Raw genomic sequence first — 22,226 nt, forward strand, 5'->3', positions numbered from 1 at the left:
TTCTCCTGATATGAAAAAGCCCGGCGTGTGCCGGGCGGGTTGAGAGTTATCGAGATGCGGGAGGGGCACCACGCGCGCCGTGGTTGGCGGACGCAGGCAAAGGCGGCGCACAGATCAGTTTGGCAAGGAGGGTATAGGTTCGTCCGCCTGAGCGTCGTGAGATGCGACCCAGCTCCAATATCCGAGCCTGGTTTCGCCATTCACGACTTCATATTTCCAGTCGTCCACTGGATAGTCGGGATGTTCACCCCAAGGTCCGCATATTGACACTGCATTTTCCATGACTTCACTCCTTCTCCTCTTTGCTACGGAGGATAGATTATTGGAAATGGCTCGTGCAAAATGCCCCGAGTACACGGAGACAGCAGCCCAGTAACTCGCCATGGGCGCTTTACGCTGGCGCCAGCTCTTTTCCGCCAAAGCGCGGGCATCGGCGCGGAGTTCGAGCAATATTGTGCGGATGATCTGGCGGATCGCAGGATCGAGGGCCTGCAAGTTCGCAATGGCTGGCAGGCGGAGTACCGGATTGCGGACCTCGGCGCGGCTGGATCGCTCGGTCATTGGACGAGCCTCATGATATCGCCCATTCCATCGAGATCGGTCGCCGCCTGCCAGCTATCGACAGCTAGTGCGACGCGGACCGGGGAAACCCAGATCGTCTTTTCGGAGAGCGTGAAGGTTTCACCCATTTCGGCGAGAAGGATCGCCTCGCCGATGACGCTGCCGATCTCGGCCGCGCTCTCGCTTGGGACCGCGTTGCCGATCCACTCGCGTTTCTCGGAATCGCTTTCACTCTCGAGGTCAAAGGGCATGCGGGCATGCCAGACACCGTCACGATCCTGATAGAAAATGGCTTCGGGATCGACGATCGACTGTAGCGCAGCGAGATCCAGCGTCGTGAACGGTCGGTGCCAGGTTCCGTCAAGCGCAATGATGCGGGCAACGAGCCGATCATCCGGCGCCGGAAGTGAAGGGCTTGGCCCATCATCGCACGAGGGATTCCCTTCCTCGTGGCGGGGATCGGCGACCGACCAATGGCCTCGGTCATATTTGGCGTAGGCTGGAACCGCATAGCTGCGATCTCCCCAGCCGACGACGCCATAATGGCCTTGCGTCGCATATCCGTCGCGTCCGGGGCTGTTGAGGCCGAGTGGACGTGGGTCGGCGACGGACAGCGCGCCCGAACCCACCCGATCGCTGCCGGTGACCGTGGGAGCCGGTGCCTCGGCCGAGACGACGCGCATCTTGTTTCGGTGCGAATTAGGCCCATAGCCGGTACGCGGATCGGCAACGGCATAGGCTCCGTCTCCGGTCGTGCTGGCGCCAATGACGGTCCGAGTCTGGCCGGACCAAGGCGTGATCTTATATTTTGTTGTCTTGTAGTCCCTGGTCTCCATCCTCGGATCAGCGACGGAGGGTGTGGCAGCGTTGAAGGCGACGACCCGATAGATGTTGTTGAAGCGCGGGCTTGCGCTGATGCGGGGGTCGGCAACCGAGTTGGGGCCGCCGCCAGCGACCATGCTGCCCGTGACGACACCGGCGGGTTTCGTCCATGGGCGAACGCCCATCTGAACGGATTTGGGATGACCAGCGATGCGGGGATCGGCGACCGCGAAGGATCCCGAACTCGGCTTGGCCGAGCCGATGATGGTATATGAGGCGCGTGTCCAGGGATTGACGCCGAGCACATGGCGGTGCGTGCTTATCCCATAGGCCGGGCGCGGATCAGCGACAGAGAAGCTGCCATTGGTCGGATAGCTTTCGCCCTGAACCGTGCCGGCGGTTTCCGTCCAGGCGCGTACACCGAGCGTCGAGGCACGGTCTCGCGCCGCGTAGCGGGGATCCGCGACCGAATGGGCGCCGTTGGTGGGACCGCTTCGGCCAGGGACGGTACCCGAAGCGTCGGACCAGGTGCGGACGCCGAGCACGTCGGAATTCCAGTCCGCCGAGTGGGGGCGCGGGTCGGCGACGCTGTGCCGTCCGTGAAGGGGGGAGCGCTGATTGCCGATGACGACGCCGGCCGTATCGGCCCAATCCATCACGCCGAGCGCATTCTCGCGGAGCGGCCGGTCCGGGACGATCCCGTAGTCGCGCAATACGCCATCGACGACGGCAAGTTCGTTGAGCGCCCGCCAATCGCGGCCCGCGGGGACAAGCGCCAGCCTGAGCCATGTTTTCCACTGCAGCATCGGAATGCGATGCATGGCGCCGGCCACCGGATCGCCGGGAAGCGGCAGCTTGCCAATCACCTCGCCGACGCCGCGCAGGCGCTTTTTCTCGGGCTCGTAAATGAAGTTAGGGATGATCTCGCGCTGGCGCGCGATGAGCAGGAAGCGCTTGCGGCTCTGCGCCAGACCGCCCAATTCACCGCAATCATGCACCGTCTCCGCGATGTTGTAGCGATAGGCCCGCAGGATCGCGGAGATATGATCAAGAAGAGCGCGACCCCGGGTTTGGATTCGCGGCACGTTCTCGAAAAGAATGATGGGAATGGGCCCATCCTTGAACGCCTCGCAGATGAGCCAGACGCCGCGCAGGGTGAGCGCGTTCAAAGCCTGGTAGCGTTCCGTCAGCGCCTGTTTCGAACTCAGCAGGCCGGAGAAGCCCTTGCATGGCGCGGAGAGGAAAATGACATCCGGCCGGATGCCGTCGGCGCCGACGAGCGCGCGCCAAACGTCGGCAGGCGTCGCCTCTCGCCAGCCAGGAGGCGGTTCATGACCGTGGAAGGCGCGATACTGCTCGCGCGAGAACAGGTCCATGACCGTACCTGGTGTACCGGTCAGCCGCTCGAAATTGCGGATGGCCCCGGCATCGACGTCGATCCCGCCGGTGCAGAGGAAACGCGCGACGACATTGCCGACCCGTGCCTTGGCCATATTGAAGCCGCGGGCACCGGCACCAAGGCCGCAGAAGACATGGGCGTGACGGATCACGCGCGTAGAGGGCGCTGCATGGAGCATTGGGGGACTTTCCGGGCTGGAGGACGTTTCGATCCCCTTCCCCCGCTCCCCTCTTGGCCGGCCCGATGGCCGGAAGGGTCATGGCGTCACGATGCTCGGCCGGCCGGCGCCTCACGCATCTTTGGTATGCAGCTTTGCTAGTGCAGGCTGTCCCGGGACAGCGTCACCAAGGCACTGAACTGCGTTCATAATCTTCGAGAATTACGTCCAGTGCGCGGGCTTCCTCATAATTGAGGTTGCGGTGGTCATCTGCATTGGCGTCGCTCGCCATCTCGATGACGGGATGGACGGATATGACCTGTCCGCCGGGCAGGCGGACCAGATTTGCGGAGCCAGGAAGAAAGGCGGAGCCCTCCGGCACCGAAAAGCTGCCCTGGATGCTGTAGTCAATGCGCATGACATACCTCCTGTGAATGCAGTCAAGGGCGTTCAGCCCGGTGTTTGTGGAAATCCGGAAATCTCGCGGGTCAGGGATTTTGCGCGTCGTCGCCCTCTTCAGCCGTATAGATGTCGGCCGCCCATTCCTGGATCCATCCGGCCGTAATTTCATTATGATCGAGGTCGCCCATCTCGATTTTAGCGCGGATTTCCTGATATGCTTGGGCGATGGCGCGCTGCCAGCGGTCAGCCGGGCGGGGTTCCGGGGCCCCCAGACCAAGTTCGCCCTGTCGAGGCCGGGCTGGCTCTGAGCGGCGCTGCAATTGGCGCGCCGTCCATCGTTCCATATGGTCGGCAACCAGCCTGTCGGTTTTTGCGACACCGCGCTGATTGGCATCGACTCTGGCAAGGGTACCATATGCCTGGCTATCGACCGCGATCACGCGATGCTCGAGCCCCTTCAGATAAGGCAAGCAATCTCCCTTTACTCCGAATCCATGGCAAAAAACGCCCTTTGGGAGGATGCGGTCGAGATGCTCGAAGACGGCGATAAGACCTTCAGGCCCGAAAATTTGTCTTCTGCAAACGCTGCCAATTCCGATGATGGTGCCCGGCTTCATGGATTGCCAGAGTGCATCGACGCAGCGTTCATAGTCAGTGGGCAGACGGCCTTGGATGACTGGCATAAGGCGGTCGAGGATACCGAGATCGGCGGCGCGCATCCTGCAGTCGCGGTTCGCGCGGATTGTGCGCGATATTCGGTCAAGCACTTCCTCGCGATCCCGTGCAACGGCTTCCTCGCAACAATAGTCGAGGCTCGCGAAGCGGCGAAACGGATAGCTGGCGGCGAGCGCCATATATTCATCCACGCTCCACGGTATTCCGTTGTACCGGACCATTGCTGAAAATCCGCCGCAATCGAGGTCAAGGCTACGGAGGCCTGCGGCATTGGCCAGGGTTCCGAGCCTCCATCCCGCCCATTCCCGCCACCCATCACGGCGCTTCCATCGTGACAGACAATTGGCTGAAATAAGGGCCGGGACACCCATCGCACGGGCGCGCTGAAGGATCGGGCCTTCCGACAGATGGGGAAGGCCGACAACGATCTCGATGGGCATGGCGTGCTCGCAAGCGTCAGTTATGACTATGGGCGAGGAGGTCGATGAACCAGAATTTGTCGACCTTGCGGATATCGACGACGGCGGCATTGTCGATGATGAAGCCGCGCACGTCGCGCAGATGGATCCAGTGCTGGTCGCCGCCCTGCGCCGCGGTGCGCTCGGTGCCGCGTCGGCGGGCCTTGAGGAGGCCGCGCGCGATCCAGCCTGAAACGGTCTTCGCATCGACGCCCATTAGCGTTGCAAGGCCATGGGCGGTAACGTGGTGGGGGTCCTCACGGGTGGCCCCCATGCGTTTGCCCATAACCGTGATCGCGGTTTCGGTGCGGACAAAGCCTAAGCGTTTGAGCATGCGCTGAATGGTTTTCGCGGACCGATGGAAATTATCATGCACGACGTCGCGTTCCGCATCGGTCCATGCAGGCTCTTTGAAGCGGGGCGTGACAAGCCCGAGCTTGCTGGCGCGCTTGGTCACCCACCAGCGAGGGCGGCCGACCGCAACGGCGAGAGCGTCGATGTCCCCCTTTGCCGGGGTTCGCTGGTAGGCGCGGCGGATCACGGCATCGATATGATCGGAGCTGGTCCAGCGCTGGCGGCGGAAATCATGCTTCTGTGTGCTCGGAGCCTGCAGCCCGAGTGTTGCGGCATGGTTGTAGATGGCAGTAGCCGTGCGTCCAGGCAGGTGGAGCAGGCAGGCTTCGACACCGCCCGCGGGGTAATGCTCGCCGAGAAGTTTCTCCTCGCGGGTTGTCCAGAAGCGGCGAGGCCCGCGCCTCGGCTCGCCTATGACTGGGTTGCGGTCAAGAAGTGCGCGGAGGTCCGCGGCCGGTTGGACTTGGAGCTGCATCGGGTGTCTCCTGCAAGATCACCCATCGCTTCCCCTCTCTCCTCTCAGCCGCGGTCAGCTTCGAGGGCAATGCCGCATAGCGGAGCTTGACCCTGCGGCCAGCCTCGCTGATCGCATCGGGGTTCGCTGCTTCAGAAATAGACGGCGGAGGCTATGCGCGGTCGCTCTCCCGCCCGCAGTAGCTATCCAGCTCCTCCCGCAGGACAGGATCGTCGAGTATGTCGCGGGCATCTTCATAGCCATCGGCTATCAAGTGCAACGCAACGGTTTCCCAGCTCCTGTAGGCGCCGGATTTCGCAAGCTCGCGGGCACGCTCAATGATTTGAGCGCGACGCAGCGCCCAGGGCGTTAACCGAGTGTCATTGTTGGCGCTTTTACTCATGAAACTGCTCCAGCAAGAAGCTGCGCGCTGTGGAGCACCCATAGCCCTTCACCGGATTCCAAATCGAGGGAGGCTATAAAGTGTGCGAGGGGTCGCGTCAGTTGTGGGTTTGGCGCCATGGTCGAGCCGATAGCTGGTTGGTCCGTGGTCATTCGACGTGTTTGCTATCAATGTTCAGACAATAGCGGCAGCGCCGTCGCGATGGGTAGATACAATGTCAGAGGTCGCTTGGTCAGCGGCGTGAAGCCGTAAGCGGTATAAAAAATGGCAGCCTGCTCGTCGATCGCGTCGGCAAAAATCGCATGGGCCCCGATGGGGGCCGTCGCGACAGTCTCGATCGCATCGAAAAGCAGCGCTTCACCGAGACCAAGCCCCCGATAGTCAATGTGCCGGCCAAGCCATCCAATCATCACGGCCGGGACGGTCGGGTAGCGGGGCAGCCTCGCGGCGAGCGCCTCTGGAACCTCGGTGAGCGGCACATTGCTCGACGATAACGTATAGAAGCCGGCAACTTTGCTTGTGTCCACCGCGCGCGCGACGAAACATTTCGCATAGTTCCGCCTCACATCCTGGGTCACGGTTTCCCGGAAATAGCGGTCTATGCGTTCGTTCCCACAAGTGAAGTCCGACCGCCGGTGAGATTTTACCAGCGGCTCGATCGCGAAACGGTCGCTCACTGTGGTTCGATCAGCTCGCGATGACGACTTGCGGCACGCTTCAGCCGGTCATTCGGCGTAGGCGGGTCGATCAATGCTTGCGCGAAGCGGATCTGGTCCTCACGCGCCAGGCGGAGGATATCGGCATCTTCCACCGCGCGCCGCGCATCCTCGCCGGCGGTCGCGAGAAGATAGCCGGTCAGTGTCATGCCGCGCAGGCGTGCGGCGCGCTGCATCTGATCGTAGACTTGCACCGGAATGCGGGCTTCCAATCGGGCGGTTTCCGTCTCTGCATTTTGCCTTGGCATGATCGCAACCTTTCGACCTTTATATACGGCAATATGCCGTATTTTTCAAGATCAGAAAGTGGCTATGTGAGCGTGGCGGATCCCCTGTCGATGTGCTGTCTTTCGTGAATCGGCGATTTGCGAATGCTGAATCCGCACACGGGTTTGACTCCATTGGCGACGTCGCATGTCTGTGAAATGATCCGGGAGTGTCTCAAACGTGGGGGCCATCAGGTTGCGCGTCCGATATCCGTTTTAGCGAAATCATCACCAACGAAGAGCAGTGGGCAAGCGTGTTCTTTGGCCACCTCGTAGGCAAAACAGTCGCCGAAATTCAGCGACGCGGGATGAATACCTTTGCCCCAACGCGCGTAGGCTAGGGCAACGCGTCGTGCGGCGGCGGGCGTCACGTCCACGATGTCAAACCCGAGGCCATCGATGAGGGTCCCGACCTCCTCCCCGACATTGCGCCGCTCCGATACAATCAGGGCTTCGGCAACTGTCCCGGCCGAGATCAGAATCTCGTCCTCGGCTTCAAGTACAGCGATGCAGGCGGTGGCTTGGGGCTCATCAAGGACAATAGCCATCAGCGCAGACGTATCGATGGCGATCATGCAGGCAAGCCATCGTCACCATAAAGGAAATCCTGGCTATGAGCCGCATCAGGTCCGGCCACCGCCTTGGTGGCGCCAGCACGTCGAGCGGCTTCAAGCAGCTGGCGGCGCTTTTTCCCGTCAGGAGCACGCTTGATCGGCACTAGCCGCACCGCTGCGTGCCCATGACGCGTGAGAATTACCTCATCGCCAGCTTCTGCACGGCGGACCAGTTCGGTCAACTGCCCTTTGGCATCGCTAACGGAAACTTGCATGCACCCGTCCTTTCGCATCTAAAGCGCCGGTCGATATTTGGACCATTAGATAGTCCAGGTCAACATGCCGTGCATCATCAACAGGCGAAGCTGTCGTTGCGAGGTTTTGCGAACCGGGGCAGGTGTGTTTCAGACTTGGTGTTGCGACCCTAGACAACGATATGGCGGACGGCCAGGCTTGGGGATCGCTATTGAAGCCGATGGTAAATGGGGTGACGTGGTGTATCCGCGCCAAGGGCTAGAATTGGCTTGCCGCTCTCAACTCGCGTTCCAGCGTTGCAAAGGGCAATATAAGCGTAAGCGGTTTGTCGTGCAGCGGAACGGCGCCATAGCTGGCATACCAAGCGGCAGCGCGCTCGTTTTTTGCATCGACGATAAGCATGACCCCGCCAACCTCCGCGGCAACCCGAATGCATCTGCGCGCGATCGCACCCAAGAGCTGACCGCCGAGGCCTTTCCCCTGCACCCGAATATCCGTCGCAAGCCGGGCGAGCCGGAAACCGGGCACCTCATGCCGGGCGAGTCCTCGTCTCACCAGTTCGGGTGTATCGGCATAGTCCATGCTGCCGGGCGCGATACTGTAGAAACCGAGAACCGTCTTGCTGTCGGCGTCGTCGATCGCGAGGAAGGTCTTGGCCCCGCCTAGTTCGTGGCTCTGCCGCGCGTAGCGTTGCAAAAAAATATTGAGGTCGTCGTCGCCACAATCGAAAGAGACCCGGTCGTGCGCTTTCGAGATGGCTTCCTCATACCATGACGGAAGCGTCATGCCTGCTTTGGCATCGCGGCGATGGCGGCACGTAATTTCGCATTCGCCGGCGGCGGGTTTTCGAGCAGATCGAGAACGAGCAGGCTGTCTCTCTCGCTCAGCTTCGTCCGCTCCGCCTCCTCGATCACGCTCTCGGCCTCACGGAGGGCCGACCGTGTGACAAAGGTGGTTAGGTCGGTATGCTTGAGCGCAGCCGCCCGGGCGAGCAAAGCCTTTTGCTCCGGTCGAATCCGCAGACTCATGCGCCTGTTATCTTCCACCACAGCTCGCGGCATCGCGCACCTCCATTCGTGCAACTTCAATTAGTACGCTATTCCTCAGCGCTTCGTCAAGCATGTGCGCCTTGAAAGCGCACACCGGAAATCGGTCGCTTTTCGAGTAGCATCCGAGGGGGACCATGGAATTGCGCCTGGCGGTGGCCTCGAAGAGAGGCCTAACCCCCACGCTTGAGACACATCCGAGGTCGCTTCACAAACATGGGACATTACTTATGCCGCCAAGCCGTTGTTCGGATTCAATTTTCAGAATCCGCCGATTCACGAAACTGTTCGCGCCGACAGAAGCGCTCTCAAGGGAACGAATGGCTCCACTAGGCTTGAGGCACTCTGAATCGAGTCTACGATCGATGGAGCCGGTTCACGAAAAAACCGGCATCCGCTGCAAAACACATGCGAGGGGCGCCAGCAAGACTATTTTACGCGATCTCACTTGTGGGATCGTGTTGGCGCGGCGCGGGCAGGAGGCGTAGCGGCACCCAGTCGTCGAAGATCGTCCCACCTCGCCACTGGGTGAGCCGGATAGTTAACGGTTCGGCGTAGTCACCGCGCGTCGTCCAGTAGCCGGCAGCTAGAATATCGAGATCGCCGCGCCATCGCGCAATCGGGGTGGGATCGAAAAAGGGGATGTCGGCATATTCGTCACCCTCGAGTTTGCGTTCGACGATATGGCCGGTCGCGACATGAACGGTCAGGCTTCCATGTGAGCCGTGGATCGTGGCGGTGGTCATGGCACGTCTCGCTATTATATGACGTAGCGGGCCATGTGCTCCCAGCAGAGCGACAGGGCCTCATCGATTGTTGTGACAGTGACGATGTCACACTGGATGTAGCGATGGCGGCCGGTACGGAGTTCATAGGCGGTAACGTCGATCGCATCGCCTTCCGGATAGCCATGGCCACGTGCTTCGTTGAACAGCGCGGGGAAGAAGGTCAGCCGGTAGGATGCATAAAGGCCGACCTGCCGCGCCGAAGGCGAACGGATCTGTCGCTCCGTCGCGATCTGCCGGAGCAGTTGGTCGGCTTCCTCGGATTGTCGGGGATACTCGGCGCGCAAATGCGCGATCGCGGCGGCTTCGGCCGCCGTTCCGAAGCCATCGATTCGCTGGCGTTCCAAAGTGAGCATGACCCGGCGCGCCGCCTCGAAGTGATCCTGATAGATATATTCCTCTATCTGGGAGTCGTCGCGATAGCGCACTGGCGCGAGGAAGCCGGCATCCAGCCAGCGCGCGAGGCCATTCTCGATCTGCTCGGCATAGGTGCAGGCCGTAGGATCGGCGGGATCATAGTGCGCCTGGATCTCGACATAGGACCCGAAGTCGTGGGCGCAGCGCGCGGGACGGAGGGAAACGCCGTCGGGAGGGCGTCCGTGCGTGGCGATGATCGCGGCGCGATAGCAACAGGCTTCGAGGAAAGCAGCGCGATCATAATTCCGGGTCACGCCCAGTTGTGCGCAGGCTTCTTCAGCCGGTGCACTGCCGATGGAAAGGATATGAGGTCGGGACATGGGGAAGCTCCGTAATGGGCAACATTCCCCTGCCCTTTCCCTCTTTCCTCCCGACGAAGGGAACCAAGACGATGTGCAGTTTCTCAGCTCACTCTTGGGCCGAACCGGGCTATTGGCGGGCCTTCAGGCGGCCTTGCTCATCTCAGCGGGAACATCGTCGTCGTTATCGGCCTCATCCCCGACAATGTCGCCCGCCGGATCGTCGTGTCGTCCGGCGAGGCCGAGTAGATAGCTTGCGGCCTCTTCGGCCTTCGAGGCGACCGTCAGCAGGGCTTTGCTGTCGGCCCTCAGTACATCAATCCAGCTCTGAATATAGCTTGCATGATTGTCGAGCAACATGACAGGGAGATTCAGTTCCGATCCAAGGATCGCCGAAGTCAATTCGGCACACAATTCCTCCACAGCATAGTCTTCATCACCAAATCTGTGACCGAATTTTCGGTCCAATCTGCTTTCTGCACCAGACCAATGCGCCAATTCGTGGCATCTTATCGCAGAATAGCAGTGGAAGTCTGCAAATGATTCGACCGGAGGCAGTTGAACATAGTCTTCCTGAATATGAAAATAGGCGCGATCGCCGCCATGGCGCACCTCGGCCGGTATGGCATCGAAGAACGCCATGAGATCCGCGACGCGCGCGGGATCGGGCTCGTTGCGCGCGACGGCGAGTTCGGGCTGCGCATAATAGCGATCAGGGAGGTCATCGATTTGATCGCAGTTGAAAACCGGATAGGAGCGCAGCACGCGCCGGGTCTGACGATCCTCTTCGCCAGTGATGGGATCGGCCACTGACTTCGCATAGCTTTTATAGAAGATCGCAATGGTTGCTTTTTCGCCCTTGCGGACTTGCCCGCCCAGCGCGGCGGATTGGCGATAGGTCATCCAGGTCGGGGAGCGGTAGCCCATGAGATCGGCTACCAGCCACAGCCAGAATATGTTCGCGCCGCGATAGGGTGTTCCGCAAACGCGCAAAGGACGTTGGGGCGCACTGCCTGTCCAGGGCTTGACCCACGGCTTGGTGCCGGTTTCAAGGCGTGCGATGATAGCGTCGGTGATGGTCTGCGCGGGCGAAGGAGCATCGCTGCGCGGCGCAAAGCGTCGAGGCATAAGGAATCTCCGGGAGGTTCGGTCTCCACACCATGCGGAGAGCCGATCCTCCCTTCCCCCCTTCCCTCCTCCGCTCAGTCGGCGATCAGCCGGGCGATCACCTCGTCCGCCTGGTCGACCGGGATGAAGAGCCTCGTCCGATACTGCACGACCTCCGTGAAGGCGCCGCGCGACTTGTAAAGCGGAAGCCTGGCGGCATCGAACTCCTTGAGTTCGTAGCGTTGCTGGCCATTGACCCGGCTTCGGATCAACCTCGCCTTGCCGAGCGCCGGGATGACGATCCCGTCCGGTCGCCGGGCGGCCGCCAGGATTTCCTGAACGGACAGCGTAACGGCTATTTCGATACCAAGCTGGTCCGCCATGCGTGCGACGTCGGCCGCGGCCACGATGCGTCCCAGCAAGCCGTTGCCGGCCTTGTCGGCGATCCGCCAGACCTCCATCGACCGGTCCGGCAGCTTGTGCCAGATCGGAAGCAGGAGGCCGGTCGCAAGATGGATGGTTTCGACGTCGATTTTTGACTGCGCTTCTGCAACCTCCTCGTGCCAGAGCGTCTCGAAAGTCTCGCTGTCGCAAAACTCCCAATGGCTCTTTGCGAACTCCGCCCCACCGATCCGTTCCGATCCAGTCGGCCGCTGTAGCCGCCATGCCGTTCTGAATTTGCCGTCATCGTCCATGTCCGGCCAGGTTGGCACGCGCAATGCTATGCGCCCGGAACGGCTGTTTCGCACTGGTAGCGCATCGGGCACATCGCTCCAGTCCCGCATCAGCGCCGCGTAGCTGAGCGCATGGCGCCTTCGGTGCAGTTCGAGATGAACAAGGCGGGTTTCCGCGCCGCTGTGGGGATCGGTTCGCAGCACGGTCGAGTCCAGTTCGACCAGGCGTTCGGTCATGATCGTCTCGACGCCCACATCGAGTGTACCAGCCTCGCGGGCTGCCTCGACACGGGCCTCGATGAGAGCCAGATATTCGGTGAAGATCGCGTCCTGGACCGAAATGCGCAGTGCAAGAAGGCGGTTCAGCCAGCGCTGGATGGGCGGCAGGTTCTCGACAAGTTCGCCACTGTCCTTGTCGACAAGTTTCAGGGCGGTCATCCGGCAAAAGTCGCCAAGACTGACGCTCTGGAGCTTGCCGGCGTGGAGCATTTGATACCATTGGCGCAGCGCCTCCAGAGCATATTCGCTCTCGAGATTGTCGGCAGGATCGAACATGTTCTGGCCGCCAGTCTGCCGCTGCCCGCGCGTGATCGCACCGAGGCTGTCGAGCCTGCGAGCGATGGTCGAGATGAACCGCCGCTCGCCGCGGCAATTTGTTGTGCAGGGCCGGAACACGGGCGCGGAGGCCTGGTTGGTCCGGTTCGACCGTCCGAGGCCCTGGATCGCTTCGGCCGCTCGCCAGCCAGGTTCCAGCAAGAAGTGGATGCGCCGATAGCCCGCACTGCGGCTGTCGCGGTCGGCGTGATAGCTTCGCCCCGTGCCGCCGGCGTCAGAAAAGACCAAAATCCTTTTCGAACCATCGGTGAAGGCCGCCGTTTCGCCTAGATTGCTGCGCGCGCTGCGTGTTTCCAACCGCTGCCGACCATCGCGGTCGCGGACAAGTCGCTTCGAGCGGCCCGTCACCTCGGCAACCTGGGCTGTTCCAAAATGCGCAATGATCTCATCGAGCGCAGACCCGATCTCCGGCAGCACGCAAAGCTGCTCTATCAGTGCGTCGCGTCGGTCGATTGCCTCCTTGCTGTGGACCGGATTGCCATCCTCATCGGTCATCGGTTCCGAGTACGGATTGCCATTCTCGTCGGTAAACACCTGCATCTGCCGGGTCGGGAAGGCATTCATGAGATAATCGATCATGGTCTGGGTCGGAGAAAGCTGGATATCGAGCTCCGCGCGCTCTTCGGGCGAAAGGTCGGCAAGGCGCCGATTGAGCAGTGCCTCGGATGTCGTCACCAACTGCACGACAGCGCTGTGCCCGGCATCAATCTCCTTTTCGATTTCCTGGATTACGGTAGGAAGTTTCATCGCCAGGAGCGTGCTTGCGAAAAACCGCTGCTTTTGGCTCTCGAAGCGACTGAGAGCGGAGCCCTTTGCATGCGCGTTGAGCGTCCGCCCACCCATGCGATCGACGATGCCGGTGGCCTCGAGGACCGCTTCCAAGCCGGCATGAATCACGGCCCACGCATCGGCATAAGCATCATAAACGGCAATCTGGTCGGCCGAAAGCTGGTGAACCAGCATGTCATATTCAACGCCCGCAAAGGAGAGCGCGCGGGCAGTATAGAGGCCGAGCGCCTTCAGGTCGCGGGCAACGAGCTCGAGAGCGGCCACACCGCCTTCGGTCATCTGGGACATGAAGACATCGCGGCTACCAAAGGCGGTCCCAGGGCCCCAGAGGCCCAGGCGGCTCGCGTAGCAGAGATTGGCGATGTCGGTCGCCCCGGTGGCGGAGACGTAGAGGATCCGCGCCTTGGGAAGGAGGTTCTGCAGGCGCACCCCGGCCAACCCCTGTTCGGAGCCTTTCTGGGTGCCGAACTTCGTCTCGGTCCCGGCAGCGTTTGCCATGGCATGGGCTTCGTCAAAGACGATCACACCGTCATGGTCGGATCCAAGCCACGCCAGGATCTGCTGTAGGCGCGACTGTTGATCGTGCCGTTGGGATCGCAATGTGGCGTAGGTTACAAAAAGGATACCGGTGTCCATCGTGATCGATGTGCCGGGAGCGAAGGCGTCCAGCGGCTGGATGTCGAGCGGAAGGCCGCCCAGCGCGCAATGGTCCCGGCGGGCATCTTCGATCAGTGCTGAAGACCGGCTCACCCAGACGGCCTTGCGACGTCCCTGGCTCCACTGGTCGAGCATGATGGCCGCAACCTGCCGTCCCTTGCCGGCGCCCGTCCCGTCCCCGAGGAAGAAGCCCTGTCGATATTCGGCCCCGTCATCCTGCTCTACGAGGAGTGTGCCTGCTTCATTGGCCTTGAAGCGCCCCGGAAGCATGCGCTCGAACGCCTGGCCGGCATGGATAACCGTCTCGAGCTGCGCATCCGACAGGGCGCGGATGGCACTGGACGGAAGCATCGGACGATAGGTGGGCGTGGGCGGCAGGATAGATGCCATTGCCGCAGATTCGACCAGGGGTGTCGGATGAAGCCGCGCGCCCTCTATGTCGATTCGTGCGACGCGATACGGGACATAGACGCCGACGGGCTCTTCTGCAGGAAGTGGGTGTTCGCGCACGGCATAGTCGAGTGGCCGGGGAGCATTGTCGGTGGCGGCAACTGCTTTGGGAGCGAGGGTGCGCGGTGCCGAGAGCTTGCCGAGGAGGCTGCCTGCGGCCGGACGGCGAAGCAGCGGCGCGGGTTTGCGCATGATGCTGGCAGCGGTGGGTTCGCCTACGAGGCGATCGCATTTGGTGACATGGGCAAGAGCGTCGGCGAGGCCGTCGCAGGCGACGCGCTGCGTTTGCACATCGGCGATCTTGTCGAAGACCAGGATGCGCGTATCGATGCTCGTGCCATGTTTGACGAAGGCCTTGCCCACGAGCAGGTCAAGCCGAGGCGGAAGCAGCTTCTCGACAACAGCGTATCCGTCTCGACCGCTCGAATGCGGGGAGAACCAGGCCGGCATGATCGCAACGCAGCGACCGCCCGGGGCAAGCCGCAGAAGTGCCGAGCGGAGGTGACGGGCGCCGGCATGGGGATCATCGCCGCGCGTCGTGCTGCGGCTGTAAGGCGGATTGATGAGAATGACGGACGGGCGGACGACCGGCGAGAGAAGATCGTCGATATATTCGGCATCGTAGCGCGTGACGATCTGGCCGAGCACGCCTTCGAGCAGTGCGGCGCGCTGGGGATCGATTTCATTGAGATGCACAGGGATGTCGCGGGGAAGCCATGCCGCGAGCATCCCGGTCCCAGCTGAGGGTTCGAGAACCAGATCTGACGGAAGGATATGGGCAGCCCGAGCGGCGACGAAGGCCAGGGTGAGCGGCGTGCTGAACTGTTGCAGTTCGATCTGGCCTTCCGAGCGGTAGCTCTGCGTGGACAAGCCGAGCATGCGATCATGAAGGCGAGCAAGGATGTCGGCATCGCCCGCCTGATTGAGCCAGCCCTTGGGATTGCGCACGCTGAGAACCTGTGCGGCCTCGAGCGCATCATAGGCATCGCGCATGGCCCATCGGCCGGTGGCGTCGGTAGAGCCAAAGTGCGCCGTCGCGCGGTCAGCCAGCGTCTTTCGGTCGATCGTCGTGCCGCGGAGCAGGTCCGGTACGAGGCTATGGGCGATGGCGAGAAGATGCGGTGTCCTGTCGTTCGATAGGGCAACGTGCGTGAAGAGGTCAGGGGCAATGCTGGCCATGGGAAGTCTCCGTCTCTGGATGTCGGCTCCCTCCCTTCCCCCTCTCTCCTTCTGTCCTGCTGCCCGGAATGACGGGCACGCTCAGCGCGCGGTGATGCAGCGGATGTCGGGAAGGCAGAAAGGCCGGCGTGCGATATCGCGTCGCGCCCGAAGGGTGAGTGGTCGAGGAGCAAAAAAAGGACCGGACGCATGATGCGTCGCGGTCCCATTCCGTGCGATCAGGCAGCGTCGGCGAAGGTGTCGGGGTTGTGCATCGCTCCCGTGTCGGAAGCCTCATCGCCGAGATGTGCAACCTCGACGGCCGGGTTCGAGGCGTCCAGGCGGGCCGAGAACGACATTTCGGTAGGCACCCAGGCCAGGGCCCGTTCCTTGGCATCAGCCTCGATCAGGCTGTCGCCGCGGAACAGCTTCTCGGCGGTTGTCGCAAGATCGCCCTTCTTGGCCAGAGCGTAGCGATGCCTGAGCTCGGGACCGCCTACCCGGTCGATGGCGTCGAGCGTCACGTGTTTCGGCGCGCGGTCGAAATAGTTGAGCGCTGTGGGCCTCCACCAGGCCGCGACGTCGATCTCGAGCTGCTCTCCGACGTGGCTGATGAAGATGTCGCCCGTTTCGCCATAGGCGGTCGGGATGAGAGTGCGGGCGACAGCCCATCCGAACCATGCGGCGCGCATGTCATCATCGAGAGCGCGGAACGCTTCGAAGCGTTCGATCGGCGTCACCAATTCGGCCCAGCTACGGTCCAGCGTAGATTCAAGCTCGGTCCAGCGCTCGGCGGCCTGTGTACCGCTCTTGAAGTCGCTGAGGGCGCTTTCGGGAGTGCGGCACGCCAACGTGCTCGGCAGCAGGCTGCCGTCCTGATCGGCATATCGGCAGACCACCTTGTCCACCATCACGAACGTGCCGAGCATGAGCGCGAAGTGGGGGTCGCTGGCGACATGGAGGGCGACCAGTTCGGTCTTCTGGTGCGCAAGTTCGTCGGTGAGCCGTTTGGACAATCCCTTGGCCTTCGGCTCCTCAGCCACTCCGGCCAAACCTTCGGAAGATGGGCTGCGTTCATCGGCGACAGCATCTTGCGCTGGGGCGCCCGGCGCCGGCGCCTCCACCAGCTTGCCATAGAAGTCCTGGTGGAGTTGAAGCGAGCCGTCGCGGGACAGATAGACGAAACCGATTGCCGACGATTTCTGTTCGTCACTGATGGTCGGCATCGGCGCGAGCAAGCGCTCACGCTCCACGCCGAGGCCATCGTAGCGCGCTTGCTGTTCGTCCGAGAGGCCGCCCTCGCCGGCAGTCGTCTGAAGCTCCTCGATCTCCTGCTCGATCACGGCCACGCGGGCCTGAGCTTCATCGTCGAGTGCGGGTGAATCGAGCTTGATCGTCTGGAGAGCGCGCGCCTCGGACCAGATGTCGGCCGAATCCCCGACCACGCGAACCTCCGCGAGACCCATGGCATCGCGCGTGTCGCTGGCGAAGCAGGCAAGCTTTTCGGTAACGAGGCGATCGAGCAGTTCGGTGTCCAACCATGTCTCGCCGCCAGCGTCGTCGTAGAGATCGGCATCGATCCGGCCTCCCGCTGCTTCATAGACCTCGCGTCCGACCAGGCGGGCGCGCGGATCGGTGCCGCGGCAACCGCCTTCCTGGACCATGCGCCGCACGGTGTAGGCGTTGATGCCATAGCCGCCGCGCGAGAGCTGCTCGTACACGGCCTGCTGGCGCGCTGTGTCGCTGGTGGTCGCATAGGCCATGGCGATATCGAGGCTGATCTTGCCGTCGCGAAGGGCATCGAAGACGACGTCGGCCAGCTTGGCAAGCCGCATGCGGCCGAGCACGAACCGTTCGGTCAGCCCGAAGCGGCGTGCCACCTCGGCGGGGGTCTGTCCGTCGCGCTGGGTGGCGTGAAGGAAAGCGATGCATTCGTCCGTTGGCGACATCTTGAGGCGCTGGAAATTCTCGGCGAGGCTAGCTTCCTGTGCATCGCCTACATCCGCCATCGGCTTGACCGGAATGACATAGTCGGCCGGCAGTTCACCGGCGGCGATTGCAGCCTGTGCCTGTGTCAGACGGCGGCCACCCGCGGTGATTTCATAATGGCCCTTCCTGCGCGCCTTGGGCACGCCGATCAGGTTTTGCAGCACGCCTCGGGCGATGATGTCGGCGCGCAGCTGTGCGTCGGCCACTGGATCTTGTGATTTTCGTACGTTCAGCGGAGATACGCTGAGCTTCGATGCAGGGATGTAGAGGATCTCGGTCATGTCGGTTCTCCGTCATGCCCGACGTCACCATGACGTTGCGGGCGCGGAGCGCCGGCATCGAAGATGCGATGGCGGACACTCCGCCCGCTTTACTCCCTCTCTCCCTCCTGGCACCGCCCGATAGGGCGGCATTCAAAAGCCCTGCTTCAGGCGACGCAGCCAGACATCGTTCCAGTCGCCCCACCCGCGAGGAGGCCAAATCGTTTCGATGGTGCGGCCCGGCCGGGCATGGGCCTCAAGCGCGAGCGCCTCGGCGCGCCGTCCTGCCTTTCCCGGGTCGGGAAGCAGGATGAGCCGAGTGACATGATCGGGGATAGCAATCTGCCCAAAGCGCTCGCTGCCAAGGGCAGCCCAGACAGGAATCTCATGAAGAAGGGAGGCCGACCAACTCGTCTCAATCCCTTCGGCAATGCCGAGGATGTCCTGCGCGGGCATTAGCCGGACAGCGCCTGCGTCCGGCGCTCCGAGCGCCATCTTGGGGTTTTCGAGATCGAGCGCCTTGGCCGGGATCGTGATGTCGAGGAAGTTGCGCTGGATGGCGACGAGGCTGCGCGTGTCGCGGATGGCTGCGATCAGTGCTGGTCTGTAGCCCAGCCCTCGGTCGGTGCCGATCGGCGTGCGGGCCAAGTAGCGAAGCTCGGAATTGTACCCCGGCAGGCCCCGCTCCTGCAGATAGTGCTGCGCTGGCGTGCCCGCGAGCGGCCGCGCCCGATCCCAAATCTCTTGCGCACGCTGACGTCGCCAGAGCGCAGAGCTATCAGGCGCATAATCGTCGGCCCCGCTTGCTTCGACAGTCGGCACATAGTCGGTATCGAGGATACGCGCGTTGCGGATCGCTCTGAGAATGTCGACGCGGTCACAACCGGCAAAGCAGGTGAAGAGCAGGCTCGTCCGCCCGACGCGGACCGAAAGGCTGGGATCACGATCGGCATGCGCGGGGCAGCGACACATGCCGCTGCTTTTTCGCCAATGTCCCTTCAGGGCTTCGACGATACGGCGGCCTGCAGTCTCGAGTTCGATGGTGGCAGTCATGAGGGTAGATCCGGTCTGATGATACGATCGACCCCTTCCCCCCTCTCCTGATTTTTGGTTGTCGAAGACTGGCCCGTGTCGGCCAGATCGAACCGGTTGACCAAATACACTGCCGGCGGCGCATGACAGCGATGATGTACCCTGGCCAAGTTGCGCGCCGAACGCTGGATCGTACCTCTCAAAACGAGCCAGGCAGACCGCGATGAGTGAGATCGCGCCTGCAATGTTTAGGTGCTAACGGCGTCATCATGAGCCCATGCGGGTTAATCATGGTTGAATAGCGAGAATTTGGATCCGACACTTTGAGGTTCAGCAGAGAGGCGGCCCGCCTTTGCGGCTGCTACATCGCGATCAGGTCGACATCCTGTGTACGGAAGCTTGCGACCAAGGCCATTGCCTTGGCCGGGGCTTTGACATCTGTTTGGTAACACGGCAGGAAGTTTACCTGTTCGAAAACAGGGCCGCGTATCGGTTTGAGCCCGCGCACTCGTCGCACAATCCAGGAGATTCTACATGTCCGAGGCAGAAAAGCCCGATCTCACCTCCCTGACGGTTCAATTGTTGAGCGCCTATGTTTCAAACAACACGGTTGAAAGCAGTGAGTTGGCCGGGCTGATCCAATCGACACGCGCCGCGCTGTCCGAGGACAAGGCGCCTGACGCTCCCGCGGCGCCCGAATTTGTCCCGGCGACGACGGCGCGCAAAAGCCTGGCCTCGCGCGATCACATCATCAGCATGATTGATGGAAAGCCGTACAAGACGCTCAAGCGGCACCTCGCGACAAATGGCCTGACACCGTCGGAATATCGCGAGCGCTATGGTCTGCCACGCGATTATCCAATGGTCGCGCCCGGCTATTCCGAACAACGCCGTGAAGTTGCGCAGCGACTTGGGCTCGGGCGGAAGCCCGCTGTTGCAAAGCAGGATGAGGAAAACAAGATTGTGGATGCCGCTCCCGCGGCTTCTGCGGAGGCACGCGCGCTCGACAATGCCGCTGCCCCGGTTGCGGCGCCTGTCCCGAGCGAAGCGCCTGCCAAACCGGCGCGTACGCCGAGAAAGGCTGCGAAGGCTCCCGCAACGAAGGCGCGTTCGGTGAAAACGGCAGCGGCAGCTGAGCCCGAAGTCGCGCCACAGGAAGCGCCCGCAACGGATGATGTCGCCGTGTCGGAGGCCGCACCTGTCGTCAGCGAAGCCCCTGCGAAACCGGCGCGGAAGCCAAGGAAGAGCGCAAGCGCTGTCGCAAAGGAGGCCAGCGTTGCTGAGAAGCCGGCAAATGGGGATGCAGCAAAACCCACGCGCGGACGTCGAAGCAAAGGGAACGAAGTGACATCCGTAGTCGAAGCCAAGGCTCCCCGGCGCCGGAAGGCGCCCGCACAGCCTGCCGTTGAGGCGGGTTGAGAGAGACTATAGGGGGCGCCCGTAGGCGCCCCCTTTTGTGATCCCGAATGAGGAGGCACCTCTGGGATAGTCGGGCAGACGACCCGATTGTTCTTCGGCCTCGAGCTTTCTAAAGCTGGCTCATGAGCAGCTCGAGACCAACATTGCGCCTGAAGCTTCCGGACGAGACGGAAGATCCACCGGTAGTGGATTTGCTTACGCAAGCGATCCGCGAGCAGCTGTGTATCAGGGCAACGTACAACCGGGGGCTCGTTCGCATGGCACCGCACATTCTCTATACGCGCCATGATGCTCTTTTCGTTGATGCGGTCGTGACGGAACGTAACGGTGCCGCGCCTGCGGAAGCCAAGCTGGGGTCGTTCCGGCTGACTGGCCTGAGCGGCGTCGCAATGACCATGGAGCCCTTCCGGCGGTTTGTTTCGTTCGATCCGACTGACGAACGATACGTCGGCAGGACGATCGCTACCGTCGAACAAGACTGAACGCAGGTAGCCGTAGATCAGGATGCATCGGCGTCCAACTTCAACCGAAGATTGCGTTCATGGCGGCATAGAGCATGTCGCGGCTATGATTCATTCCAGCGCATCATCGGCGGCTCTGCTCGGAGATCGCGTGAAGAGTTCTCGAAAAAGCCGCTCACCTTCGGCCAGTCCTTCGTGAGTGAGAAGAACGGACTTGGACTTTCGGACTGGATCCGTGATCAAATTTCGATCATGTAGCCGTTCCATGGCGGACCAGTCGAAGCCCTTCCATGCTGTGCCTGTCGTATCGAGATTGAGCCAGAGCAACGCAAGCACTAGCTCATCGAGGCGTTCGGTGTCGTAATTCACTCGCCGATCCTCCACAATGTCTTTGTTGAAAATGGGCATCGCGACACTCTACCTCGACCCTTGGGTACGGGCCGCCGCGTGTCTATGCTCAGAAATAGATGAATCGACCGTGCGGCGCGAGCTGTTGGATCAAGTCGAACTCGTCCCGGTTTGCGGTCAGCACCGGCAGGCCCGCCTTGGCGGCCGTCAGGAAAATGAGCGCGTCGTTGAGCGCTTCCTTGCGCTGATGCCGCTGGTAGGTCTGGGTTCGGGCGAGCGTGCCGGCGATAAGGCCCGCTTCGCTCCAAACCTCCGGGTCCGGAGTCAACAGCCGCGTAGGTTGGATGCTGACGATGAGGCCCGCATAATGGTCGCGCAGTTCCTTCCAGCCAGCGCTCGACGGGTCGGCATTGGCGACGCCGGTGGTCAGTTCGCCGATGCATATCGCGCAATGAAATAGCAGCCCGCGATCGACCAGCGACACCGCAGCGGCTGGCAGCGTGCCGGCGGCATCGTGAATATAGACGGTGGTATCGACGAGGATCGCTGCTCGTCCTTGGCCGGCGATGTCAGCGGCTGCGACCAGCGCTTCAGATCCGCGCGGTGCAAGCTGACTGAGATGTTTGTCCGGTTTAACGCATCTGAGATTCTGACACAGGTCAATAGTCAAGCTCATGGTCCGCACCCAGCTTGCCGCGCGTTCTCTGCATATAGCTCGCCGCTGGATCGGGCTGGGCCAGCATCGCCAGCGCCAGCAGACCGAGCTCGGTCGGCTTGGTCGCGCCGCTCTCGTGCTTCGCTGCGTCGATCAGCGCCTTTGGAGCGCGAAAGCTGACATGCTCGGTCGAATCGCCGTCCAGTAGGCCCGTGCGACGGGCTTCTTCCATCACCACGGACGCTACTGTGATACGCTTGGGTGTGGCCGAACGCGCTCGCCCGGCAGCCCCGGCCTTCCCCGGACGCTTTCCGCCTTTCGACGATGCTGTGCAGGTGACCATGGCGGACTCCTTATGTGTGCACGATAATCGCTTTTGTCACACAAAACAAGGTGGTCGCCCAAGCCCGTCGCCGCACTGGGAGCGGGGAAACGCCGCGATGGTAATGATGGGATCGATAATTAAGGTCGCTTCGGCCTCTGCGGATAGCGCTGCTACGCGTGTTATTCCTGAGGCAAGGCCGTACTATTCCGGACATACCCTGCGGCGTGATTGATATGATCGGCGACGACGGCTGGCCTTTCACGA

At 61.9% G+C, this 22,226-nt stretch carries 23 protein-coding genes; 2 read left to right on the forward strand and 21 right to left on the reverse strand.

The annotated features are described in order from the left end of the window. Window positions 1-114: 114 nt before the first annotated feature. From Sj15T_RS05090 to Sj15T_RS05175, 18 genes are all read right to left on the reverse strand, one after another. Window positions 115-561, reverse strand: a complete 447-nt coding sequence (locus tag Sj15T_RS05090; RefSeq protein ID WP_253720784.1) for a hypothetical protein — start codon at window positions 559-561, stop codon at window positions 115-117. Beyond that, entirely contained in the window at window positions 558-2,933 is a 2,376-nt protein-coding gene (locus tag Sj15T_RS05095; protein ID WP_253720786.1) for a DNA cytosine methyltransferase, read from the reverse strand. Before Sj15T_RS05095 ends, Sj15T_RS05090 begins: the two co-directional genes overlap by 4 nt. Window positions 2,934-3,123: 190 nt before the next feature. Beyond that, window positions 3,124-3,357 (reverse strand): hypothetical protein, encoded by a 234-nt coding sequence (locus tag Sj15T_RS05100; protein WP_013041599.1) that lies wholly within the window; start codon window positions 3,355-3,357, stop codon window positions 3,124-3,126. 70 nt (window positions 3,358-3,427) lie between these two features. Further along, window positions 3,428-4,456, reverse strand: a complete 1,029-nt coding sequence (locus tag Sj15T_RS05105; RefSeq protein ID WP_013041600.1) for a hypothetical protein — start codon at window positions 4,454-4,456, stop codon at window positions 3,428-3,430. 16 nt (window positions 4,457-4,472) lie between these two features. Continuing rightward, window positions 4,473-5,303 carry a hypothetical protein gene (locus tag Sj15T_RS05110; protein WP_013041601.1) on the reverse strand — a complete coding sequence of 277 codons (831 nt, stop codon included), beginning with the start codon at window positions 5,301-5,303 and terminating at the stop codon, window positions 4,473-4,475. Window positions 5,304-5,454: 151 nt separating this feature from the next. Beyond that, window positions 5,455-5,685 carry a hypothetical protein gene (locus Sj15T_RS05115; protein ID WP_013041602.1) on the reverse strand — a complete coding sequence of 77 codons (231 nt, stop codon included), beginning with the start codon at window positions 5,683-5,685 and terminating at the stop codon, window positions 5,455-5,457. Window positions 5,686-5,852: 167 nt separating this feature from the next. After that, on the reverse strand, window positions 5,853-6,362 hold the full coding sequence (locus Sj15T_RS05120; protein WP_013041603.1) for a GNAT family N-acetyltransferase: 510 nt from the start codon (window positions 6,360-6,362) through the stop codon (window positions 5,853-5,855). Then, window positions 6,359-6,649 carry a DUF1778 domain-containing protein gene (locus Sj15T_RS05125; protein ID WP_013041604.1) on the reverse strand — a complete coding sequence of 97 codons (291 nt, stop codon included), beginning with the start codon at window positions 6,647-6,649 and terminating at the stop codon, window positions 6,359-6,361. The genes Sj15T_RS05120 and Sj15T_RS05125 overlap by 4 nt, the downstream gene beginning before the upstream one ends. Window positions 6,650-6,858: 209 nt before the next feature. After that, the gene (locus tag Sj15T_RS05130) at window positions 6,859-7,242 is read right to left on the reverse strand and encodes a type II toxin-antitoxin system VapC family toxin (protein WP_013041605.1); all 384 of its coding nucleotides are present in this window, start codon (window positions 7,240-7,242) and stop codon (window positions 6,859-6,861) included. After that, window positions 7,239-7,496: a type II toxin-antitoxin system prevent-host-death family antitoxin gene (locus Sj15T_RS05135; protein ID WP_013041606.1), complete on the reverse strand. Its 258-nt coding sequence runs from the start codon at window positions 7,494-7,496 to the stop codon at window positions 7,239-7,241. Before Sj15T_RS05135 ends, Sj15T_RS05130 begins: the two co-directional genes overlap by 4 nt. Window positions 7,497-7,734: 238 nt before the next feature. Then, on the reverse strand, window positions 7,735-8,262 hold the full coding sequence (locus Sj15T_RS05140) for a GNAT family N-acetyltransferase (RefSeq protein WP_013041607.1): 528 nt from the start codon (window positions 8,260-8,262) through the stop codon (window positions 7,735-7,737). Further along, window positions 8,259-8,537 (reverse strand): DUF1778 domain-containing protein, encoded by a 279-nt coding sequence (locus Sj15T_RS05145; RefSeq protein WP_013041608.1) that lies wholly within the window; start codon window positions 8,535-8,537, stop codon window positions 8,259-8,261. The genes Sj15T_RS05140 and Sj15T_RS05145 overlap by 4 nt, the downstream gene beginning before the upstream one ends. Window positions 8,538-8,956: 419 nt before the next feature. Beyond that, on the reverse strand, window positions 8,957-9,268 hold the full coding sequence (locus Sj15T_RS05150) for a hypothetical protein (protein ID WP_013041609.1): 312 nt from the start codon (window positions 9,266-9,268) through the stop codon (window positions 8,957-8,959). Window positions 9,269-9,282: 14 nt separating this feature from the next. Beyond that, on the reverse strand, window positions 9,283-10,044 hold the full coding sequence (locus Sj15T_RS05155; RefSeq protein ID WP_013041610.1) for a hypothetical protein: 762 nt from the start codon (window positions 10,042-10,044) through the stop codon (window positions 9,283-9,285). 123 nt (window positions 10,045-10,167) lie between these two features. After that, complete coding sequence (locus tag Sj15T_RS05160; protein WP_013041611.1) at window positions 10,168-11,151, reverse strand: zincin-like metallopeptidase domain-containing protein; 984 nt, start codon at window positions 11,149-11,151, stop codon at window positions 10,168-10,170. Between the two features lie 74 nt (window positions 11,152-11,225). Next, entirely contained in the window at window positions 11,226-15,494 is a 4,269-nt protein-coding gene (locus Sj15T_RS05165; protein ID WP_013041612.1) for a strawberry notch family protein, read from the reverse strand. Between the two features lie 218 nt (window positions 15,495-15,712). Further along, a complete protein-coding gene (locus Sj15T_RS05170) occupies window positions 15,713-17,743 on the reverse strand; it encodes a ParB/RepB/Spo0J family partition protein (RefSeq protein WP_013041613.1) in 2,031 nt (676 codons plus the stop codon). 132 nt (window positions 17,744-17,875) lie between these two features. Continuing rightward, window positions 17,876-18,775: a toprim domain-containing protein gene (locus tag Sj15T_RS05175; protein WP_013041614.1), complete on the reverse strand. Its 900-nt coding sequence runs from the start codon at window positions 18,773-18,775 to the stop codon at window positions 17,876-17,878. A 513-nt stretch (window positions 18,776-19,288) separates the two neighbouring features. Here Sj15T_RS05175 and Sj15T_RS05180 point away from each other — a divergent pair. Next, a complete protein-coding gene (locus tag Sj15T_RS05180; protein ID WP_013041616.1) occupies window positions 19,289-20,173 on the forward strand; it encodes a MucR family transcriptional regulator in 885 nt (294 codons plus the stop codon). Between the two features lie 122 nt (window positions 20,174-20,295). Further along, a complete protein-coding gene (locus Sj15T_RS05185) occupies window positions 20,296-20,655 on the forward strand; it encodes a WYL domain-containing protein (protein WP_253720787.1) in 360 nt (119 codons plus the stop codon). A 90-nt stretch (window positions 20,656-20,745) separates the two neighbouring features. On the opposite strand, the gene Sj15T_RS05190 is transcribed toward Sj15T_RS05185, so the two are convergent. From Sj15T_RS05190 to Sj15T_RS05200, 3 genes are read right to left on the reverse strand one after another with little or no spacing between them, the layout of a single operon-like run. Then, the gene (locus tag Sj15T_RS05190) at window positions 20,746-21,042 is read right to left on the reverse strand and encodes a DUF6429 family protein (protein ID WP_013041618.1); all 297 of its coding nucleotides are present in this window, start codon (window positions 21,040-21,042) and stop codon (window positions 20,746-20,748) included. 49 nt (window positions 21,043-21,091) lie between these two features. Beyond that, the gene (locus Sj15T_RS05195) at window positions 21,092-21,652 is read right to left on the reverse strand and encodes a type II toxin-antitoxin system VapC family toxin (RefSeq protein ID WP_338756206.1); all 561 of its coding nucleotides are present in this window, start codon (window positions 21,650-21,652) and stop codon (window positions 21,092-21,094) included. Then, on the reverse strand, window positions 21,642-21,980 hold the full coding sequence (locus Sj15T_RS05200) for a hypothetical protein (protein WP_013041620.1): 339 nt from the start codon (window positions 21,978-21,980) through the stop codon (window positions 21,642-21,644). The genes Sj15T_RS05195 and Sj15T_RS05200 overlap by 11 nt, the downstream gene beginning before the upstream one ends. Window positions 21,981-22,226 lie beyond the last annotated feature (246 nt).

The sequence above is a fragment of the Sphingobium sp. TA15 genome (assembly GCF_037101235.1).
Lineage (GTDB): Bacteria > Pseudomonadota > Alphaproteobacteria > Sphingomonadales > Sphingomonadaceae > Sphingobium > Sphingobium indicum.

Coding starts and splice junctions, on each gene's coding strand:
- Sj15T_RS05090 (WP_253720784.1), bottom strand. CDS start 561: ATGACCGAGCGATCCAGCCGCGCCGAGGTCCGCAATCCGGTACTCCGC.
- Sj15T_RS05100 (WP_013041599.1), bottom strand. CDS start 3,357: ATGCGCATTGACTACAGCATCCAGGGCAGCTTTTCGGTGCCGGAGGGC.
- Sj15T_RS05105 (WP_013041600.1), bottom strand. CDS start 4,456: ATGCCCATCGAGATCGTTGTCGGCCTTCCCCATCTGTCGGAAGGCCCG.
- Sj15T_RS05110 (WP_013041601.1), bottom strand. CDS start 5,303: ATGCAGCTCCAAGTCCAACCGGCCGCGGACCTCCGCGCACTTCTTGAC.
- Sj15T_RS05115 (WP_013041602.1), bottom strand. CDS start 5,685: ATGAGTAAAAGCGCCAACAATGACACTCGGTTAACGCCCTGGGCGCTG.
- Sj15T_RS05125 (WP_013041604.1), bottom strand. CDS start 6,649: ATGCCAAGGCAAAATGCAGAGACGGAAACCGCCCGATTGGAAGCCCGC.
- Sj15T_RS05130 (WP_013041605.1), bottom strand. CDS start 7,242: ATGATCGCCATCGATACGTCTGCGCTGATGGCTATTGTCCTTGATGAG.
- Sj15T_RS05135 (WP_013041606.1), bottom strand. CDS start 7,496: ATGCAAGTTTCCGTTAGCGATGCCAAAGGGCAGTTGACCGAACTGGTC.
- Sj15T_RS05140 (WP_013041607.1), bottom strand. CDS start 8,262: ATGACGCTTCCGTCATGGTATGAGGAAGCCATCTCGAAAGCGCACGAC.
- Sj15T_RS05145 (WP_013041608.1), bottom strand. CDS start 8,537: ATGCCGCGAGCTGTGGTGGAAGATAACAGGCGCATGAGTCTGCGGATT.
- Sj15T_RS05150 (WP_013041609.1), bottom strand. CDS start 9,268: ATGACCACCGCCACGATCCACGGCTCACATGGAAGCCTGACCGTTCAT.
- Sj15T_RS05155 (WP_013041610.1), bottom strand. CDS start 10,044: ATGTCCCGACCTCATATCCTTTCCATCGGCAGTGCACCGGCTGAAGAA.
- Sj15T_RS05160 (WP_013041611.1), bottom strand. CDS start 11,151: ATGCCTCGACGCTTTGCGCCGCGCAGCGATGCTCCTTCGCCCGCGCAG.
- Sj15T_RS05165 (WP_013041612.1), bottom strand. CDS start 15,494: ATGGCCAGCATTGCCCCTGACCTCTTCACGCACGTTGCCCTATCGAAC.
- Sj15T_RS05170 (WP_013041613.1), bottom strand. CDS start 17,743: ATGACCGAGATCCTCTACATCCCTGCATCGAAGCTCAGCGTATCTCCG.
- Sj15T_RS05175 (WP_013041614.1), bottom strand. CDS start 18,775: ATGACTGCCACCATCGAACTCGAGACTGCAGGCCGCCGTATCGTCGAA.
- Sj15T_RS05180 (WP_013041616.1), top strand. CDS start 19,289: ATGTCCGAGGCAGAAAAGCCCGATCTCACCTCCCTGACGGTTCAATTG.
- Sj15T_RS05185 (WP_253720787.1), top strand. CDS start 20,296: ATGAGCAGCTCGAGACCAACATTGCGCCTGAAGCTTCCGGACGAGACG.
- Sj15T_RS05190 (WP_013041618.1), bottom strand. CDS start 21,042: ATGCCCATTTTCAACAAAGACATTGTGGAGGATCGGCGAGTGAATTAC.
- Sj15T_RS05200 (WP_013041620.1), bottom strand. CDS start 21,980: ATGGTCACCTGCACAGCATCGTCGAAAGGCGGAAAGCGTCCGGGGAAG.